Here is a 16,242-nt window from a genome sequence, read left to right as displayed (position 1 = left end):
TTTGATAGCGGTCTTTTTTTATGGCGTTCAGCAATCAACTGAGAACAATACATGTGAGAGCCAGCTCGGGCGTACCACGATTTTTAAAATGAGGATATGCCTTAGTCATTTATCTAGCATGAAAACCTAATAATCCCTCAATCTCTTCGATGGACATGCGTCTTACCAGTGCTTGCTCTTCTACTGACAAGCGGTTGGTATGCTCCTTTATCATGGTATGAATACTCCGAGATATCTCAGAGGTTGTGGCGTAATACATTTGAGGCTGATCTTTTGTGAGTTTCATCAAAAACCGATTGATAAGTTTGCGTTTTTCGTCTGATTTATTCTCTTCAGCTGTATTTTCTTTAGTCATTGTATTCTCCTAGAGGTAAGTTATTTAAGCAGCCAGGCTCTTGAGAGTCAATGGTTATAAGTGATATTTAGGGTATGACATCTTACCTAATCAACATCTGATATATGCTAAGTAGAGTCACTATCTTGCCTCACTGTTTGATGCTGATAAAAGATAGTGAATTTATATTATTGCTTCAAAAAATATGTCGCCTGTTTGTTTCCATGTTTGCTTGCTTTCATATCTACTTGTTTGCATGATTTGACCATGTCTATAGCGTACTCACTTGCCTTTTCTATACTCAAGTTACATTGAACTGTCTATGCAAGCTACTCTAAAATCTTAAATATCATAATTAAAATACATAGCACGAGGTTTAGGTATGTCACATCAGCCATCCGATAAAAATGTCACATTGGTCTTATTTCATAATGATTTGCGAGTAGCGGACAATGCGACATTGTCGACAGCAGCTAACCTATCTAGCAATGGAAAATTACTGCTTGTCTATGCATCGTCATTGGCGGAGGGGTTGAATGATAAAAACAGTGATCCCGCTTATCATTATGACACTATGGGTAGTGCTCGCGAGCAGTTTTTGCAAGAAAGCTTGGCTGATTTGAATGCCTCACTGAAGCAGCTTGGTAATAGATTGCTGTATCTAAAAAAAGACGCTGTAGTGACAGATACGCTTACGCAGTTGCAAGAGCTGATTGAAGTCCAACAAGTAACGGATATCTGTGTCAGTAAAACCTCTGATTATTATCAGAACCAAGTATATGCTTTACTACAGGATAAACATCCGCAGATACGCTGGCATGTCCAGACAACGGCCATGTTATTCGATGAGTTACCGCTAGATCAGTTACCCAAGAGCTTCACCCAATTTCGTAAGAAAATTGAAAGCGATCATGATTTATTGCATGCAGAAGAAGACGCGGCTATTTCTCCAACGCCAGAGTCACTGGCGCCAATGCCTGAGAGTATGGCTGACAAGAGTGAGTATTTTTGTGACGCGCATCAATGCGACTTGCAAGAGGTCGATAGTTTTAGAGGCGGGGAGACAAACGGTCTCAAACATTTGGAGCGTTATTTTGATTCTGAGGCACCAAGTACGTATAAGACCACGCGAAATGCGCTTGATAACTGGATACAGTCTACCAAACTCTCTGCGTGGCTTGCCAATGGTTCACTTTCTGTAAATACGGTATTAAATCGTCTGCGCCGTTATGAGCGTGACATTATCGCCAATGGCTCTACCTATTGGATATGGTTTGAGCTGCTGTGGCGCGAGTATTTCTATTGGTATGCAATGACGCATCAGCAAAAGCTATTTTGGTTCACAGGTATCGGTCAGCACTCGCCAGAAACTCAGCTAGATGAAGAACGTCTATCACAATGGACGCGGGGTCAAACACAATATCCGATCGTGAATGCGTGCATGAATCAGTTGAACACCACGGGATATATGTCGAACCGCGGACGGCAACTGGTCGCAAGCTGTTTTATCCATGAGCTGGGTCTTGACTGGCGTTACGGGGCAGCTTACTTTGAGCAACACCTCATTGATTATGATGTTGGCAGCAATTGGGGTAATTGGCAGTATTTGGCAGGTGTGGGTGCTGATCCAAGAGGGTCCCGACAGTTCAATCTTAAAAAGCAAACTCAGCAATACGATCCAGAAGGTGCGTTTATTCGCCACTGGCAAGGCAATATTAAAAAGAGCGATGAATAATTGCTAAACATTGCGGATGTGCAGGCTACAGCTTTGAATAGACTAACCATACCATCAAAATAGGTTTAGACCATGAAAAAACCAAGTCCTTATCTCACTTTTGCAGGCGCTATACCCTTTATCGCCTGCGCACTTTTACTGGCTATAGATAGTGATACGATACTGGTATTGGGAAAGACGACTGAGGTGCTGAGTATATATGGCTTGGTGATTGCTTCGTTTATGGCAGGCGCGCATTGGGGTAATCATCTGAGCTTAGCTGATAATGATAGATGGGCTATTAAATTACCCTTTTTAAGCAATATGATAGCGCTTGTCTTATGGTTCGGGTTTTTAATACTATCTACGGTCAGTTTTATTTGGTTATTAGCAGCTAGTTTTGCCAGTATGTGGGTGATTGATTATGGCCTCAATCAAGCGCGTATCATTACTCAGAATTATTTTAAAGTGCGAACCTATGTCACAGGAATAGTAATAGTATCTCTAATCGTAGCCGCTCTGCAGCTATAAGTTATGCGATATAGTACTAAAAGATTCACTCTACGATATTGAGCAAGATACACGAAAAGGGGGCTACTAATATGGTAGCCTCCTTTGTATTGATAAAATCTATGTACACAGACTACGTTCGTCGATACACAAGTCTAGGCTGTTTCTAACTTGGGTCGAGCCTTTTTGATGGCTTTGACCAATGCTTTTTCAAATCCACCTTCTTTAAATTGTACAAGGTAAGAATGTGCCGCACAGAAATTACGAACGTCGCGCCATTCATGTGCTAGCGCTTCTGCCCAGTCACAATAGTGCTTGCCCGAGTTTGGCTCATTTTTCAGGGCTTTTTTGGTGGTAGGGTGTAGTATAAGCTCAGGTAATACAGCCTCTAGTAGCTTCATTGGTGGACTCATAAATGTATCGTCAACATGCAAGCTTTGGCTAGCAGTATGATAGGCCAGTAGCGATCCTGCATGAATCATCTCGTTTGAGGAGATATAGGCGATACCTTCTGACATCGAAAACTTGAGCTCTGGATAGCGATCGGCGACCGCGTCACTTTCTACTAGATCATCCGCCCAACGCACTTCTGGCACTTTTTTGCGGTGACGGCTGCTACCATAGAATGTTGCTTGCGGAAAGTCTTTTGCCATTTGGGCGCAATGCACCGTATGGAAGGGGTGGACATTGAGGACAGCTTCGATATCTTGTCCATTGTTGGTCAGCGCCATGACTTCGTCTCGAACGTCACCTGTTAAAGCGTAGCTGTCTAAAAATATAAAGCGTCCCGAAGACAGTTTGACAAGTGAGCAATGGGTACCAATGTTCACCACACCGCCAATACGGAATGACCCGCGTATGTTCCAAAATCCTGCCCCTAAATCATGAATTTGTTCTGACATTTATAATTCTCCTTATTCAATATGTTGACTCAAAAAATCACAATGATTTTCAATTTTTGTTCTTTAGATTTTACCGTAATCGTTTATAGACATAGCAGATTATAAAAATTCTAACTTCTAAAAATTATGCTTTTAGATATTGTACCTTTCAAACATAGACCTCTTTAGCATCATTGATTCTCAAGCTCATTGCGAGTGTTATCAATGACTGACAAGAGCGCTGCTTCAAATTGACCTTCCTCAAATACCATCAGTCCTGAGTGTGCGCCGCAAAAATGACGAACATTACGCCACTCGTGTGCCAGACCTACTGCCCAATCGCAATAGTGCTTGCCCGCGTTTGGTTCTTCTTTGAGTGCTTTTTTGGTGGTTGGGTGCAAGCCAAGATTGGGCTGTACTGCATTGAATAGCTTTGACGGTGGTATCTCAAAAGTATCATCGACATAGATGCTCTGGCTAGCAGGATGATATACCAGCAATGAGCTTGCATGGACGTTTTCATCAGGCGCAATATAGTGAATACCTTTAGGTATGGAAAATTGAAGCTCAGGATAATGCTCAGCGACCGCGTCACTTTCTACCAAATCATTTGCCCAGCTCACTTCAGGGACTTGTTGCGGATGTCTGCTACTGCCATAAAATGTCGCTTGCGGAAAATCTTTTGCCATTTGGGCACAGTGTACCGTATGAAATGGATGGACGTTGAGGACGGCTTCGACATCTCTACCTTCATTGGTCAGTGCCATGACTTGTTGACGTAAATCTCCCGTTAACGTGTAACTATCCAAAAAAATAAATCGTCCTGATGGTCGCTTTATTAGAGAACATTGAACACCAATATCGATAATGCCATTTTTTATAAATGATCCTCGAATACTCCAAAACCCTGCACCTAAATCATAAATTTCATCATTCATCGATGTTCTCCTTTACTGTTCATTTGTTCAATAATTTTACTTATTTATATATAACACTATGCGATTATTAATGGTTTGGTAAATAATGTCTGTACAAGAAAAGATATAAGCAATGTAGATGTGTAAAAATGAAATAGAGTTGTTATCCAAATGTCATCTCAGCAAACGAAAACTGCCCATCAGTCTACAATCAGCGATTATAGCTGTTGTCTGATAGCTAAAAGTTACTGTAGTTATTGAGCTTGTTGCAAAAACCATCTCTCACTTTCAATCAGTAAATAGAGTTTTGTCTAATAAGGGCAAGCGTCTCCATAATGATCTAAACCTAAATTTTTAATCTAAGTCAAGAGCACTATCAATTGCCAATAACACATTTAAACCTGAGTATATTAATTGATGTGCTAACATGCCTCTCTTATTATTATGATAGCTATTTATCCTCTACGGCTTCATGTCTACGCTATAGCTATAAAAAGTCGATGTCATAAATTCGCGTTATATTTTCCTACCATTTAAGCTAATGACACGCTCGATCTACTGTCATAGCATAACCAATATAGTCAGCTCTCTTGTGAATAATCCTACAGATAAATCCCAAAGCATTGCCACAAAATCATCGCCTTCATTCAGTCATTCAGTGTCGTGGGTTTTGAAGCTTACGATTGGTTTGATAGGTATGTTCGCTTTTTTACAGATATATTCTATCCAAGCGGTACTCCCCGTCATGATGGTGGATTTTGCTGCGACTGAAGTACAAGCTGGCATGATCGTTGGCGCTACGGTACTGGCAATTGCCATCATGTCACCGTTTTTGGGTATGCTCTCAGATGCTGTCGGTCGCAAATCATTTGTGGTTGGTGCGTTGCTATTCTTAGCCATACCGACATTCTTGATCGCCCAAAGCTCCAGCATCGGCTGGGTAGGTTTATGGCGTTTTATGCAGGGGCTGTCCGTACCAGGTATTACAGTGGTGACGATTGCCTATATTGGTGAGGAGTTCGAGGGACGCGCAGTCACCGAGCTGATGTCGTTTTATGTCTCAGGGTCAGTGTTCGGCGGTTTTATGGGCCGGTTTTTGCTAGGGCATTTGCATGAGTTGATCGGTTGGCGTCATGGTTACTATGTCATGACAGCGATAACGCTACTGGGTGCGGTATGGGTCGGTAAGATGCTGCCGTCGTCTCGTCATTTTGTACCCAATCCCAATTTTCGCTCAGCGATACAAACACTAGGGGAGCACGTCACCAATCGCTACGTGGTCACCTCTTGTTTACTGGGTGCTTGCGTTTTATTTTCACTGGTCGGTTGTTTTACTTTTATTAATTTACATCTGACAGATGAGCCATATCAGCTGACGACTGGTGCACTTGCGAATATTTTTGCGGTGTACTTACTTGGGGTCATTATTACACCGTTGTCTACGTCACTATTACGTCGATTCGGTTCAGCGCGTACCGTACGAGTGGCGATTGTTATCTCGATGGTCGGGGTGTTGTTAACGTTGGTGACACCATTGTGGGGCGTGGTTATAGGACTTGCCATTATGTCATCTGGCGTGTTTATTACCCAGTCAGCGACCATCAGCTATATCGCTGTCAATGTTAAAAAAGGACGGTCACTGGCATCGGGTTTATATTATCTGGGTTACTACTCAGGCGGCACACTCGGCGCGTGGTTGTGCGGTATGGCTTATGCACGCGGGCAGTGGTCTATGACCGTAGGGCTATTAGTCATCGTACAAATATTGGCATTGATAATAGCCAGCGTTGGGATGGTCAAAACTACGGTGCAGTCAAAGTAGCTGACTGATCTCTACATTATGTATTTGCCCATTATGCTACTTAATGTAAGCCCGCTTTACATGGCGCTGCTTTTTTCTTACTATCTATAACGATGTTATTAACCTAATAAGGTTGTCGTTCATTATAAAAACTCATTAAGAAATGAGAATGGTTGGGCAAAACATTCCACATGAGTATTTTTACTACTTATCATTACTGTGTATAGTCAAAGAGGTCTAAAACAGGTACAAGGCAGCCGACTGCAGATTGTACAAATAGTACGTCTAGGGAGGATAACGTCGTAGCTATTTAGCAGTTCTCTGACTATATAACCTATAAATACAACAAACAAGGAAGTCAGATCTATGTCAAATATTTATCACAGCGCGCCATCTGCCTATGATTATCCATTACTGGTCAAGCAGCTACTAAACCGTGCAAAAACAGTATCGCAAGAACAAGAAATTATTTACGCGGACAAAAAGCGCTTCACATATAAAGATCTGTTTGAACGTATCAATCGATTGGCTAATGTATTGGCAAACCTAAATCTCGACGCAGGTGACGTGGTTGCGGTTATGGACTGGGACAGTCATCGCTATCTTGAGTCTTACTTTGCGGTACCGATGTCAGAGTACATCCTACAAACGGTCAATATTCGTCTCTCCCCAGAAAAAGTTCTGTACACCATTAACCATGCCAAGCCCAAAGTGCTGATGCTCAACTCTGAGTTTGCGCCACTGGTCAAAGACTATCAATTTGAAAACTCTAGTATCGAGCACATCATTTGGCTCGATGATAATGGAGTAACGGCTGAAGGTGTCTTTGGTGACAACCAAAGCCGTGTCACAGGCGAGTATGAAGCCCTACTAGACGCTGCTAACAGGGAGTTTGATTTCCCAGATTTTGATGAAAATACCATCGCGACGACTTTTTATACTTCTGGTACAACAGGGGACCCAAAAGGGGTTTTCTTTAGTCATCGCCAATTGGTATTGCATAGCCTAGCAGAGGCTGCCACTCTAGGTATGCTCCCCAACAAACAAGGTGTCAGCTACGGTGACGTCTATATGCCGATGACACCGATGTTCCATGTCCATGCATGGGGTTTCCCATTTACAGCGACGATGGTCGGTCTAAAGCAAGTCTATCCAGGGCGTTATGCACCTGATACATTGATGGACTTAATCATCAACGAAAAAGTCAGCATCACTCACTGCGTCCCTACCATCCTGCAAATGGTACTCAAAGAAGCCCAAGATCGTGATGTTAGCTTCAATGGTTTAAAAATGATCATTGGTGGTTCAAGGTTGACTGAAGGGTTGGCAAAAACAGCAATGGCTCAGGGTATCGAAGTCTATACAGGCTACGGTATGTCAGAAACCGCGCCACTTATCAGTTTGACTGAGTTTAGTCTTGATGAGCCTGAAATGAGCGAAGAAGAAGACATTGCTCGTCGCTGTATGACAGGTAAGCCTGTACTTATGGTAGATGCTCAGGTTTGGGGTGAAGGCAATAAATCAGTTGGCAAAGGACAAGACAACACAGGTGAGCTGGTACTACGAGCGCCTTGGTTGACCCAAAGCTATCTCAAAAACGACGATGCTGGTAAAGAGTTGTGGGAAAGTGGCTATATGCACACTCAGGACATTGCCTACATACGTCCTGATGGTTATATCAAAATTACAGATCGCCTAAAAGATGTGATCAAGTCTGGTGGTGAGTGGATATCATCGCTTGAGATTGAGACGATTCTATCACTGCACCCTTCAGTAGCTGACGTGTCGGTGATAGGGGTGCGTGACGAGCAGTGGGGCGAGCGTCCACTAGCATTGGTTGTCCTAAAGCCTACTGCACAAGATACTAGCGCTGACGATATCAAAGCCATCGCAGAGAAAGCAGTAGAGCGCGGTATCATTCCTAAATATGGCGTACCAAGTCAGTTTAAGTTTGTAGATGAGCTGCCAAAAACATCAGTAGGTAAACATGACAAAAAGGTCATGCGTGAGATATATGCCAACCAGACACAGGTATAATCATATCTATCAGTTGAACATTCAACATTTGTATTTGTCAAAATGTAGTGCACGTTACACGCTTAATAGTTGACCTTTGCAATAGGCTCTGCTACATTTTAAACCGATACGTAATGTATCGGTTTTTTAATTCTGGCAAGGATGACCAGTACTTATCCAGACATTGTCTACTATAATCGGAACCGTGTAAGACTCGTAGAGTCGGACGTGCAGATAGCGCTCCTAATGCGATGACGACTTGCTAGCGTTTCGATGATAAAATAACATTGCCTCATTTCTCGTTTATGCTAAGGACAGCTATTATGAGTGACCACGCCCAACACCCAGCCTCTACTCACACAGCAGACATGCCTACATTTGCTGATATCTATCACGACTCTATTATCGAACGAGAGGATTTCTGGGCGCAGCAAGCAAAGCGCATCTACTGGCACAAAGAGCCTGAGCAAATTCTCGATGACAGTAATCTACCATTTGCTAAATGGTTTGTCGGCGGTGAGACCAATCTTTGTTATAACTGCGTAGATCGTCATCTGGCGGATCGTGCCGAGCAAGACGCGTTTGTCTGGGTATCATCAGAAATCAATCAAGAATTGATAGAGACCTTTCCAGCAGTCGTTAATTCGTTTAAAGATCTGGGCAACAACGTCGAATTTTATACAGACTATACCAAGCGTCGTCTGACGTATAACGACCTATATAAAGAAGTTAATTATTTTGCTGATGTCCTACAGCGCCATGGGATTGGTAAGGGTGATCGCGTCATCATTTATATGCCGATGATTCTAGAAGCGGCATATGCCATGCTGGCTTGTGCTCGTATTGGCGCAATACATTCAGTCGTTTTCGGTGGGTTTGCAGCCCATAACTTGGCTATCCGCATGGATGATGCTGAAGCAAAAATGGTCATTACGGTAGATGCAGGTCTGCGTGATGGTAAGGTTATTAATTATAAAAACCTTGTCAATCAGGGCGTCGAGCAAGCAATAACTAAGCCTGAGCATGTAGTAGTGGTCAATCGCGGTATCCTACCCTTTGAGCCGAGAAATGTTGACGTCGATTATGCGACCGAACGACGTCACAGCTGCGAGGCGCATGCAGTTGTGGAGCCCGTCTGGCTTGAGTCAAATACGCCGTCTTATCTGCTCTATACCTCTGGTACGACAGGTACTCCCAAAGGCGTGCAGCGTGATACTGGCGGTCATGCGGTCGCACTGACTACTTCGATGGATTATGTCTATGATGGTAAGGCAGGTGAGACGTTTTGGGCAATATCGGATATTGGCTGGGCAGTTGGGCACTCTTATACAATTTATGCGCCACTGCTAGCAGGCATGACGAGTGTCATGTACGAGGGCCTACCACACTCACCGAATCCTGGTATTTGGTGGCGTATCGTTGAGGCCAACAAAGTCAATATTTTGTTTACAGCGCCCACGGGCGTGCGTATGCTTAAAAAACAAGACGAGAGCTGGATGACCCGCTATGATGTCTCTAGTGTCAAATCGTTCTTTTTAGCAGGTGAACCACTTGATGAGTCAACGGCCGGCTGGCTGACCCAGCATTTAGGCGTGCCGATCTTAGATCACTATTGGCAGACAGAGTCTGGTTGGCCCATCTTGAGTCACACACCAAAATTTGATCATAAACCGCATAAGCAAGGATCACCTGGCTATCCTATGTATGGCTATGAGGCGCAGGTGATCAATGAAGAGACTGGTGACCCCTGCAAAGCGGGAGAAAAAGGCTTGCTTGCAATCAAAGCGCCACTGCCGCCTGGTTGTCTGACTACGGTGTGGCGTAATGACAATCGCTTTATCAGTAGCTACTTTGGTTTGTTTGATGGGCAGCAGTATTCTACATCAGACTATGCCGTGACAGATGAAGATGGTTACTTTTATATATTGGGGCGTACTGATGATGTGATCAACGTCGCAGGTCATCGGATAGGGACGCAAGAGATCGAAGAAGCCATCAGTATGCATCCAGATATGGCAGAGTGTGCTGTAGTAGGCATTCAAGATGAGTTAAAAGGAGAGCTGCCCATCGCATTCTGTGTGCTAAAAGATCAGACGCAAGTCGAAACGACCGAAAACCGCTTCCGTATTGAGCAGCAAGTCATCGGTGCGGTGGTCAAATCTTTGGGCGGTATTGCAAGGCCAGCGGCTATTTATTTCCCGCAAGCACTGCCAAAGACTCGCTCTGGCAAAATCCTACGCCGATCTATTCGTGCATTGGCTGAAGATAAGCCTACAGGAGATATGTCGACCCTCGATAACCCAGCCGCTATCGATGCGATTAAGCAATCAATGAAAGACTATTAATCATAAACGATTAATAAGTTGCCTACTGCCTATCAAAATTAGACTAGGGCGTGTCCCTATTTTAAAAATGGTGATAAAAATGAGATAAATCGAAGGCAAACAAGGAAAATAGTGCATACAATATCGAGATATTGACCAGCTATTTGACGCCGTTTGTCAAAGGTTTAGCCATTTTTGGCACATTTAGTAATAAACGTTTGAATTAGGGACACGCCCCAACCATTCAAAAGCTCATGAAACCTCATGGGCTTTTTTGTTTCTGCTGTTTTCTTATAGCAATCTGTTTACTCATCGCATTTTGACAAAACAAACTTAATGAAAATGTTGATAAAGCGCTTGACCCTAAAAATGATTTATTGCTATAGTCAATAACGATACAAAATAAATCATTTTAAAATTTAGAATTTTAATGATGTTTTATAGATAAACGCTCATCGCGTTTCATTCACCAGTGAATACTCAGGTGCCGTCACACGGTAGTCTCGCAAAAAAGATAAGGATATCTTATGCACCACGTTCAACAGCTCATCAACGGTCAGTTCACACAGTCAAATACCGATGAATGGATTGATATTACCGATCCTGCGACCCAAGAAGTCATCGCAAAAGTCCCGCAAACCACCAATGATGAGATTAATCAAGCCGTTGCAGCCGCCCAAACCGCGTTTGAGACATGGCGCAAAACACCAATCACCACACGCGCTCGTATTTTCTTGACCTATCAAGCACTTATTCGTGAGCATATGGATGAGCTAGCAGAAATATTGACCGCAGAGCAAGGCAAGACGATTGCTGATGCACGCGGCGATGTGTTCCGCGGCTTAGAAGTGGTCGAGCATGCCGCTGGTATTGCCAATTTGCAAATCGGCGACTTTGTAGAAAACGTCGCATCAGGTGTTGACACTTATAGCATCTGGCAGCCGCTCGGCGTTTGCGCTGGTATTACGCCGTTTAACTTTCCTGCGATGATTCCGCTATGGATGTTCCCAATGGCGATTGCCACGGGTAATACGTTCATCCTCAAACCGTCTGAGCAAGATCCGATGGTGACTATGCGTTTGGTTGAGCTAGCAATTGAAGCAGGCGTACCAGAAGGTGTGCTGAACGTGGTACATGGCGGCAAAGCAACTGTCGACGCCATCTGTGACCACCCAGATATTAAAGCCGTTTCTTTTGTGGGTTCTACTAGCGTTGGTAAACACGTCTATGAACGTGCCAGCCAATCAGGTAAGCGTGCACAGTGTATGATGGGTGCAAAAAACCATGGCGTTATTCTGCCTGATGCTAATAAAGAGCAAACGCTCAATCAGCTAGCAGGCGCGGCATTTGGTGCCGCTGGTCAGCGCTGTATGGCACTCTCAGTTGTCGTGTTAGTAGGCGCTGCTGGAGAATGGATCGATGATATTAAAGCCAAGGCAGAAAACTTAATCGTTTCAGCTGGCAAAAACGACAAAGACCTAGGACCACTGATTTCGCCTGCCGCAAGAGCCCGTGTCGAGCATTTGATCGGGACTGGGGTAGAAGAGGGTGCAGACTTAATTCTGGATGGTCGCGGCATTAGCGTTGAAGGATTTGAGAACGGTAACTTTGTTGGGCCAACTATCTTTGACAATGTCACAAGTGATATGCAAATTTATCGACAAGAAATCTTTGGACCCGTACTTTGCATCATGCGCGCTGATAGCTTAGATGAAGCGATTGCACTACTGAACGCCAATCCGCATGGCAATGGCACGGCGATATTCACCCAGTCAGGTGCGGCTGCGCACAAATTCCAACAAGACATTCAAGTCGGTCAGATCGGTATCAACTTACCGATTCCTGTGCCACTACCAATGTTCTCCTTCTCAGGTTCGCGTGCCAGCAAACTGGGCGATTTAGGCCCTTATGGTAAGCAAGCGGTGCAGTTCTATACTCAGACCAAAACCGTCACTGCACGTTGGTTCGATGATGAAGCGAGCCGCGGTGTCAATACAACGATTTCAATATAATAACTAATTGACTATATTTGCGGTATAACGTTGATGCTACTTGCGATACTATTGGTCGCAATTTTATTATCGTTATACCGCTATTGTAAGGCGTGCATGCCTTATCAAATGTCTTACTCGCACTCTATCAAAGGGTGCATCAAACAGACTTTCTATTTGATCTATAAGAACAAGGATAACCCTATGGATTTTGCATTAACCGATGACCAGATTGCCTTTCGCCAAACGGCCCGTCAGTTTGCGCAAAAAGAGCTCAAGCCAAATGCTGCTGAATGGGACCGCAACTCGCACTTCCCAATAGATGTCATCAAAAAATCTGGTGAGCTTGGGTTTTTGGGGCTTTATACCAATCCAGAATACGACGGTTTGGGATTACCAAGACTCGACTCCGCAATGGTATTTGAAGAGCTGTCGTGGGGTGATACCTCTGTGGCAGCCTACATGAGTATCCATAATATGGCAGCATGGATGATTGGCGAGTATGGCAGCGATCCGTTATGCAAAAAATATTTGCCCAATATGGTCAGTGGCGAGTGGCTTGGTAGTTACTGCTTGACAGAGCCAAATGCAGGATCTGATGCCGCATCATTACGCACCAAGGCGGATAAGCAAGGTGATCACTACGTACTGAATGGCGAAAAAACCTTTATTTCTGGCGCAGGATCAACCGATGTATTGGTAGTTATGGCGCGTACTGGCGCGGCAGGTCCAAAAGGCGTTTCAGCGTTCGTCGTAGATGCCAATAGCGCTGGTATCGAATATGGCAAAAACGAGCAAAAAATGGGCTGGAAAGCCCAGCCGACGCGGACGATTAGTTTTAAAGATGTCAAAGTCCCAGTAGAGAATCTGATAGGGGAAGAAGGTCAGGGTTTTCGTATTGCGATGAAGGGACTGGATGGTGGTCGTATCAATATCGGTATCTGCGCTGTGGGTACGGCACAATCTGCATTAGAAACAGCAACCAGTTACGTACAAGAGCGCAGCCAGTTTGGCAGCCCGATTGCTAGCTTACAGTCCGTACAGTTTAAGCTTGCCGACATGCTGACCCAGACTACCGCTGCGCGTCAAATGCTCTATTTAGCGGCTGATAAAGTCGATAGTAATGATGGGCAAGCTTCTACCTACTGTGCAATGGCGAAGCGTCTCTCTACGGATCTATGTTTTGATGTTGCCAACACAGCCCTTCAATTACATGGCGGTTATGGCTATCTAAATGAATATCCACTTGAGCGTCACGTGCGAGATTTACGCGTGCATCAAATATTAGAAGGTACCAATGAGATTATGCGAGTAATTATTTCACGTCAGGTCTTACAAGACGAGGCGCTAAGCCAACTGCGCTAATAGGCTGTTATGGTTATTATTGTGACGATATCATACTTTTTCGCTTGACTAAAACAAGGATGTTTTATGACAGATTATACCAATCTAAACCTATCAATTGATGGTAATACTGCCACGTTGACATTGAACAACCCTCCTGCGCATACGTGGACAATGGACAGTTTGCATGCGCTCAAACAACTCATCACCGATCTCAATGCCAATGACGATATCTACGCGTTAATCGTGCATGGCGATGGTGAAAAGTTTTTTTCAGCGGGCGCAGATCTCAATAACTTCTCGGACGGTGATAAAGGCCGTGCGATAAGCATGGCGATTGCATTTGGTGAGGCGTTTGAAGCATTGTCTGCTTATCGCGGTGTCAGCATTGCGGTGATCAACGGCTATGCGATGGGCGGTGGACTTGAGTGTGCGCTCGCATGTGACATTCGTATTGCAGAAGCGCATGCACAGATGGCACTACCGGAGACGGGCGTAGGTCTACTGCCATGTGCAGGTGGGACACAAAACCTACCTTGGCTCGTCGGAGAGGGTTGGGCAAAGCGCATGATACTGTGCGGCGAACGCGTTGATGCAGAGACGGCATTACGTATTGGCTTGGTGGAGGAGGTCACTGAAACAGGTGCAGGGCTACTAGCCGCTCAAGACTTGGCCAAAAAAGCCGCAAAGCAATCGCCTGTTGCTGTCAGTTATTCTAAAGGACTTATTCAAGCAGCCAGAGATACCCCGCCTGCCCAAAACCTTATTCATGAGCGCGAAGCTTTTGTGAAGTTGTTTGACACGATGGATCAGCGCGAAGGTGTACAAGCATTCTTAGAAAAACGCAAACCCAGTTGGCAAAATAAATAAGCATTGCTTAAAATGCTTGGGTCATAATGTTTATGACATTATTTAATTTTTTAACTTTGTAGGTCACTTTTATGACAGCAGCTACCGACGATACCCAAAAGCCTTCGATCAATACCAAGCAAGAGGCCTCTGTATTATTCAATACTGAACCGACAGATTGTGGTCACCTCATTGGGGTAATGACGCTCAATACACCCAAATCGCTCAATGCGCTCAGCGTTGATATGTGTCAGCTGCTATCAGAGCAGTTAGTGCAGTGGCAAGTTGATAACCAGATAGTGGCGTTGATATTGAGAGGTGCAGGGGACAAGGCGTTTTGTGCGGGCGGTGATATTCGTAAGCTGTATGATAGTATGTCTACCGATGCGCCAGTGCCCAATCCTTATGCGACTGAGTTTTTCAGTCATGAGTATCGTCTCTATCGTCAAATGCACTTTTATTCAAAGCCATTAATACTTTGGGGCGACGGCATCATTATGGGTGGCGGCATGGGATTAATGGCAGGTTGTAGTCATCGTGTGGTGACTGAGTGTACCCGTTTTGCTATGCCTGAAGTGACAATTGGGTTGTTTCCTGATGCCTCTGGTAGTTGGTTTTTGCAGCGTATGCCTGCCAAGACAGGTTTATTTTTAGGATTGACAGGCGCGATGTGCAATGGCAGTGATGCGTTATTAGCGAATCTAGCGGAGTATGCTGTTGCCAGTCATGACTATGACGCTATCATGCAGCGTCTAAAACGAAGTAATTGGCAAACATCAGACAGTACGAGCAATATGGACAAGTTCCATAATGACAGTGCTCATAGTATTGTTAGCCGTGCACTTGCAGCACTACCTGCAGCGGATCTACCTGATAGCAAGCTGGCGACGTACTGGCAGCCTATTCAGCAACTCATGAACAGCGGTGGCTTGGCTGATATCGACGCACTACTACAAAACGATGAAGCGCTCGTACAGCTGAGCAAAGATTTTGCAGAAGACAGCTGGACACAGCGAGCAGTTGCCACCTATCGTCATGGTTGCCCAGTGACAGCAGCATTGACTCATGCGCTATATCATAAAGTTGCCGATTTATCGATAGAGCAGGTTTTGTATCTAGAGACCAATATCGCGGTACATTGTGCGGCTAATCCTGATTTTAAGGAAGGCGTGCGGGCATTACTGATTGACAAGGATAAGAATCCACAATGGTCACGCTCACTAGCAGACTGTCTCAGTGTAGAAGGGCAGGCATATATTGATCAGCACTTTGATAACCCTTATCCTAAAGGTCAGCATCCTTTAGAAGGCTGGTTGGATGCCACTGCTTTAGCCAGTCAGCTTGTGCGATAAGCTCAAACGTAGCTAGAAGGGTCATAAGGTCTAGAATATTCACCAACAGGGAGCGCCACCGACTCTCAATAACCATGTTATTTCAAACAATCTATGTCAGTTAAGACAATAGGGCTCGCTGGTTCATAAGATACAGTGAGTCGCAAATAGTAATCATATCAACCATTATTAACGCAATATAAGTAGGTAGCAATGCCTACGCAATCATC

12 protein-coding genes are annotated in these 16,242 nt (G+C 44.4%); 9 read left to right on the top strand and 3 right to left on the bottom strand.

Features of this window, described 5'->3' with window-relative positions; translation table 11 throughout:
* Positions 1 to 109: 109 nt before the first annotated feature.
* Positions 110 to 355 (bottom strand): hypothetical protein, encoded by a 246-nt coding sequence (locus AC5JPT_RS03980; RefSeq protein ID WP_443526955.1) that lies wholly within the window; start codon positions 353 to 355, stop codon positions 110 to 112.
* Positions 356 to 716: 361 nt separating this feature from the next.
* On the opposite strand from AC5JPT_RS03980, the gene AC5JPT_RS03975 reads away from it, so the two are divergent.
* Together AC5JPT_RS03975 and AC5JPT_RS03970 are read left to right on the top strand one after the other, a co-directional pair.
* Positions 717 to 2,069, top strand: coding sequence for a DASH family cryptochrome (locus AC5JPT_RS03975; RefSeq protein WP_493857185.1), 1,353 nt, complete (start codon positions 717 to 719; stop codon positions 2,067 to 2,069).
* A 72-nt stretch (positions 2,070 to 2,141) separates the two neighbouring features.
* On the top strand, positions 2,142 to 2,579 hold the full coding sequence (locus tag AC5JPT_RS03970) for a DUF3429 domain-containing protein (RefSeq protein WP_493857184.1): 438 nt from the start codon (positions 2,142 to 2,144) through the stop codon (positions 2,577 to 2,579).
* Positions 2,580 to 2,713: 134 nt separating this feature from the next.
* On the opposite strand, the gene AC5JPT_RS03965 is transcribed toward AC5JPT_RS03970, so the two are convergent.
* Both AC5JPT_RS03965 and AC5JPT_RS03960 read right to left on the bottom strand, forming a co-directional pair.
* Positions 2,714 to 3,460 (bottom strand): hypothetical protein, encoded by a 747-nt coding sequence (locus tag AC5JPT_RS03965; RefSeq protein ID WP_493857183.1) that lies wholly within the window; start codon positions 3,458 to 3,460, stop codon positions 2,714 to 2,716.
* Positions 3,461 to 3,630: 170 nt separating this feature from the next.
* The gene (locus AC5JPT_RS03960; RefSeq protein WP_493857182.1) at positions 3,631 to 4,377 is read right to left on the bottom strand and encodes a hypothetical protein; all 747 of its coding nucleotides are present in this window, start codon (positions 4,375 to 4,377) and stop codon (positions 3,631 to 3,633) included.
* Positions 4,378 to 4,948: 571 nt separating this feature from the next.
* Between AC5JPT_RS03960 and AC5JPT_RS03955 the strand changes: the two genes are divergently transcribed.
* The 7 genes from AC5JPT_RS03955 to AC5JPT_RS03925 all read left to right on the top strand — a co-directional run bounded on the left by AC5JPT_RS03955 (position 4,949) and on the right by AC5JPT_RS03925 (position 16,033).
* Positions 4,949 to 6,178: an MFS transporter gene (locus AC5JPT_RS03955; protein ID WP_493857181.1), complete on the top strand. Its 1,230-nt coding sequence runs from the start codon at positions 4,949 to 4,951 to the stop codon at positions 6,176 to 6,178.
* A gap of 345 nt (positions 6,179 to 6,523) precedes the next feature.
* Positions 6,524 to 8,194, top strand: a complete 1,671-nt coding sequence (locus AC5JPT_RS03950) for a fatty acid--CoA ligase (protein ID WP_493857180.1) — start codon at positions 6,524 to 6,526, stop codon at positions 8,192 to 8,194.
* A 302-nt stretch (positions 8,195 to 8,496) separates the two neighbouring features.
* Positions 8,497 to 10,518 (top strand): propionate--CoA ligase, encoded by a 2,022-nt coding sequence (locus AC5JPT_RS03945; RefSeq protein ID WP_493857179.1) that lies wholly within the window; start codon positions 8,497 to 8,499, stop codon positions 10,516 to 10,518.
* Positions 10,519 to 11,024: 506 nt separating this feature from the next.
* Complete coding sequence (locus AC5JPT_RS03940; RefSeq protein ID WP_493857178.1) at positions 11,025 to 12,509, top strand: CoA-acylating methylmalonate-semialdehyde dehydrogenase; 1,485 nt, start codon at positions 11,025 to 11,027, stop codon at positions 12,507 to 12,509.
* A gap of 183 nt (positions 12,510 to 12,692) precedes the next feature.
* Positions 12,693 to 13,853 (top strand): acyl-CoA dehydrogenase family protein, encoded by a 1,161-nt coding sequence (locus AC5JPT_RS03935; protein WP_493857177.1) that lies wholly within the window; start codon positions 12,693 to 12,695, stop codon positions 13,851 to 13,853.
* A gap of 66 nt (positions 13,854 to 13,919) precedes the next feature.
* Positions 13,920 to 14,702: an enoyl-CoA hydratase gene (locus AC5JPT_RS03930; RefSeq protein ID WP_493843025.1), complete on the top strand. Its 783-nt coding sequence runs from the start codon at positions 13,920 to 13,922 to the stop codon at positions 14,700 to 14,702.
* A gap of 71 nt (positions 14,703 to 14,773) precedes the next feature.
* Positions 14,774 to 16,033 carry an enoyl-CoA hydratase/isomerase family protein gene (locus AC5JPT_RS03925; protein ID WP_493857176.1) on the top strand — a complete coding sequence of 420 codons (1,260 nt, stop codon included), beginning with the start codon at positions 14,774 to 14,776 and terminating at the stop codon, positions 16,031 to 16,033.
* The last annotated feature ends 209 nt before the right edge of the window (positions 16,034 to 16,242 follow it).

It is taken from the genome of Psychrobacter sp. H26 (assembly GCF_059073035.1).
The sequence above is the reverse complement of the archived record's forward strand: the minus strand, read 5'-3'. Positions and strand labels throughout refer to the sequence as shown.